Origin of the sequence: Flavobacterium sp. (assembly GCF_049590715.1) — a bacterium.
Taxonomy (GTDB): domain Bacteria; phylum Bacteroidota; class Bacteroidia; order Flavobacteriales; family Flavobacteriaceae; genus Flavobacterium.
Genome location: NZ_JBAWDL010000040.1, coordinates 1 through 4,669, shown reverse-complemented (window position 1 = coordinate 4,669; position 4,669 = coordinate 1). Strand labels below are relative to the sequence as shown.

Annotated in this window: 3 protein-coding genes; all 3 read left to right on the top strand. The window is 38.0% G+C overall.

Going from position 1 to position 4,669, the window contains the following annotated elements:
- A partial coding sequence (locus tag WBQ70_RS02220) for a WD40/YVTN/BNR-like repeat-containing protein (protein ID WP_423909965.1) occupies positions 1 to 2,076 on the top strand: 2,076 nt, incomplete at its 5' end.
- 85 nt (positions 2,077 to 2,161) lie between these two features.
- On the top strand, positions 2,162 to 3,499 hold the full coding sequence (locus tag WBQ70_RS02215) for a family 43 glycosylhydrolase (protein WP_423909962.1): 1,338 nt from the start codon (positions 2,162 to 2,164) through the stop codon (positions 3,497 to 3,499).
- Between the two features lie 128 nt (positions 3,500 to 3,627).
- Positions 3,628 to 4,669: sulfatase-like hydrolase/transferase (locus WBQ70_RS02210; RefSeq protein WP_423909959.1), on the top strand; the 1,042-nt coding region annotated here is incomplete at its 3' end.

Below are 4,669 nucleotides of genomic sequence, written 5' to 3'. Positions count from 1 at the left end.
TGGAATGTAAAAGCCAACCACAGAACCTTAAAAAACCCAAAAGGAGTTGTTTACAAATATGCTTCATATGGTAGTATTCTAAAAAGTTCCGACAAAGGAAAAACTTGGAACAAAATCACCAAAGGCTTACCAGAGACCCTTGATGTAGGACGAATTATAGTTGATCCAAACAATTCTAAGAACATTATCATAGCCACCAACTCAGGAATATATCGCAGTACCAACCAAGGTGATAGTTGGGAAATGAGTGCTACTGGTTTGCCTAATAATTCACCGCGTGACATGAGTTCGTATTACAATCCAGAAACTAAAGAATTTGTATTGTACGTTCTAGAACAAACTTTTTATGTACCAGATAGAAAAACGTTAAAAGGCAAAGGTGGCATTTATAAAAGTACCGATGGAGGACAAAACTGGATCTCAATCTCAGGAAATATCGCCTTAGATTATACCAAAATAACGACTTATGACGCTGTCAAAGGCTATTGGAAAACGATGGTTTTCTGGCTGGGTAAAACCGAAAAGGAAATCAAAGAACAATATCCTGATTTGCCTACTGAAATGTATAGTACTTTCAACCGTTTAGTAGTAAATCCATTAAACAAAGATGAAATTTATATTTCGCATAATGTAAAGCACGATAAAGCTTTTGGGCCGGGCGATGTTTGGAAAACTAATGATGGTGGCAAAAACTGGATTGCCACAGCGCGTACAGGTAAAGACTGGTCCAGTGATAAAGACAAAGACTATTGGCAATCACGCAATAATCCATTAGGAGTAAATACCAAATTTGCGCACTTACAATCTGAAATTGATCATCGTGCTGAAATCTCCGCTAACCGGTTTATGCAAATCAATAACAAAGGAGAACTTTTTATTTGTATCGAACAACAAATTTTACGTTCTAATGACAATGGAAAATCATGGAATCAAGTAGATGATAACGAAACTAAACCAGGCAGTAACAGCTGGGTGGGTCGTGGGGGAAGCAACTTACCAGGTCGTTTTATGTTGCTAGACACTGGCATCAAAGGCCGTAAGTTTTTTTGTAGTGGCGAGCATGGTCTATGGGAAAACGCCAGTTTAGACAGTTATCCTGATAAAAACGCTGTGGCTGTGAAACAAATTGAAGGACAACTCAACGAAAAAGGTGCCACTTCCATCGCATCTGTAGCGGTACATCCTAATGATCCTAATACGATTTACATGATTATGTTTCGTCAAGACCATCGAGGTGCTTTAAGAAAATCTACCGATGGCGGAAAAACATGGAATGATGTTTCTCAACCTATTAATGCGGGTGGAAATATATCAAACAACGTATTGCAATCGTCTTTAATTATCGATTATAAAACACCATCGACTATTTATTTCAATACTATTGCATCTCCTATTTCTGAAGTTGGTGGTCCTAAAACATCATTCAATGAGCATGGTATTTTCAAAAGTACCGATAGTGGTTTGACATGGACTCGCATCAACAAAGGTTTACCCACTGTTGGATCAACTAATGAAGCCATAAATGTTCGACGAATTGTAATGGATCCTATAAACCCAAACATTTTATATGCTGCTCTTGTACAGTCTGAAGATGGAAAAACAGATGGTGGATTGTATATGTCAAATAACAAAGGAGAAACATGGAGCAAAGCGAAAATCCCTAATGAAATAGTAGCCGTTAATAATATTTTCATTGATAAAAACACCCAAGAAATGTTTATCTCTTGTGGAAGAAGTAAAGGAACACTAGAAGAAGGTGGCGTATGGAAAAGCAAAAACAACGGAAAAGATTGGGAAAAGATTTTTGACATGCCGTATGTATGGCAAACCGAAACCTCTCCATTAGATTCTAAAATTATCACCGTGGCAGTAGCATCCCAAAATGAGAATAAAGGAGTGACCACTTTGAATCCGGGTGCTTATTTGTCAAAAGATGGTGGAAAAACTTGGACCAAAATAAACAAAAACTTAGGGCAACCTGATAGTGTTATTGACTTAAAACCCGATCCAGAAGATGAATCCATTTTATGGTGTGCGCTTAAAGGTAGTGGTTGGGCAAAAGCCATTATTAAATAAAAGACTAAGAGAATGAAATTTTAAATAATAAAAGATAAACCATCAATAAGTTAAAATAGCAAAAAACATAAACACCTATTAAACAATGACTAAAAAAATAATTATCAGTACCCTATTGTTATCAATTCAAAGTTTGATAGCGCAAAACCCATTAGTGACTGATATTTTTACTGCTGACCCAACCGCTCGTGTTTTTGACGGCAAATTATATGTATATCCTTCTCACGATATTATACCCAAAGAAGGCGTTGAAGCACCTCGTTTTTGCATGCCTGATTATCATATGTATTCTTTAGAGAATGGCAATACTTGGAAAGACTACGGAGTAATCTTGGATCAAAATCAAGTCCCTTGGGGCAAAAAAGATTCTAATGGAATGTGGGCACCTGATTGTATCAAAAAAGGGGATCTGTATTACTACTTCTACCCTGCTGAACCCGCTGATAAATCGGCATTTAGACGGATTGGAATGGGAGTTTCCAAAAGTCCAACAGGTCCTTTTAAATGGGAGAAAAATTACATCGCTGATGTTTCTGGTATTGACCCAGGACTACTTTTGGATGATGACAACAAAGCCTATTTATATTATGGTGGTGGCGAAGAATTATTTGTTGCTCCGTTAAAAGACAATATGACAGAAGTAGCTGCGAAACCTATTAAGGTCGAGGGTCTACCTGCAGGATATAAAGAAGGTTCTTTTCCTCTTAAAATAAAGGATTTGTATTATTTAACCTTTGCACACGTATTCCCAAATGAAGGCTACACGATAGCCTATGCTACTAGTAAAAGCCCTCTGGGCCCTTTTATATATCGTGGTAAAATCATGGACAACATTAGCAATGGAACCAACCACCACTCGATTGTAAATTATGAAGGCAAGTGGATTTTATTTTACCATTGGTGGGATATTAGTGGTTTTAATAAACTCCGTTCTATTCGAGCTGATTATGTCGAGATGGATGACAAAGGAGCTTTCAAAAAAGTAAAACCTACCTTGAGAGGAATAGGCTCCCCTACTATTGGAGAAAAGATTGAAGTGGATCGTTATAACGAAATCAATAATGCCCAAACTAATTTTGTTGGCGGTAATGAACCAATAGGTTGGATGGTGTGCGATACTAAAATGATGAGTAATGTTAAATTCAACGACGTTGATTTTGGTGATGGATCAGCTACTAAAATGGAAGCTAGAGTGGCTAGTGGCCAACGCATTGGTCATTTTGAAGTGCGTCTCGATAATGCAAAAGGAAAACTTATAGCCGATTTTCCTGTGAAATATACAGGAGGCTGGAACTCATGGCAAACTATTGAAACGTCTTTAATCGAAAAAGTAACAGGAAAACACCATATCGTACTGGTATTCATAGGAGAGCATGGCATGGAGAAAATTGTGAATTTGAATTGGTTATTATTGAAAAAATAAAGTTTAATAATAGCAAAAGGCTTGCGTGAGGGATAGAAACGAAAATCCTTGTGGCGGCTGGCATTTATGCCGCCACAAGATTGCAGTGTATAGCCCGACCCTTGGGACACGCCCAAAATAATATTAAAATGAAGAGAAACATCCTTTTGACACTTACTTTGGCTTTAACTTTAATGACAACAGCCCAAAAACAACCCAACGTAATTGTTGTTTTGGCTGATGACATAGGAACAGGAGATTTGTCGTATTATCGCAAATTGCATTCGGATGAAATTGTATTAGAAACACCTGCTTTAGATCAATTGGCTCGTGAAGGAATGATTTTTACTGATGCCCATTCGCCTGCTGCTTTGTGTGCCCCTTCGCGCTATGCAATTATGACGGGAAACAATTGCTACCGAAGTTATGCGCCTTGGGGCGTATGGGGTGCGTACCAAGAATCAGCAGTCAAACCAGATCAACTGACATTGGGAAAACTAATGAAAAATGCGGGATACAATACAGCTTTCTTTGGAAAGTGGGGATTTGGATCTGATTTTTATGAAAAAGACAAACCTGGAAAAATATACAAAAGCAACCGTGATAAGATCCAAATGAATGTGGATATCACACAGATTGCGGGTAGTGGTCCTAAACAAAACGGTTTTGATTACAGCCTGATGTTCCCTGCAGGAATTCAAGATGTACCGTATGCAGTCTATGAAAACGAAAAGTGGATGCCACTGGAAAGCGATTCTAAAATCGGATTTATTTCACAAGAGAACATGTCTAAAATTGGAGTACAACTAGACAAAGATGAAGGTCTGGGCGATACCGCTTGGGATCCACACAATATGGGACCAATTCTCGTGAACAAAGCAGTCAATTTTATTGAGAAAACAGATAAGAACAAACCGTTTTTTATGTATTACTGTGCACTAGCGGTGCACTTACCACATTCGCCTTCAAAGATGTTGAACGGTAAAAAAATTGCAGGTTCAACGCCATCAGCACATATGGACATGATCAAAGAATTGGATGTGCAAATGGAAATGCTAATTGCCAGTTTGAAGAAAAAAGGGGTGTATGACAATACCATTATCATCTTTACTTCAGACAACGGAGGATTGCAACCCAAAGAAACCCTTGCTTCTGGGCACCGTCCAAGTGATATTTATAGAGGGAGTAAAA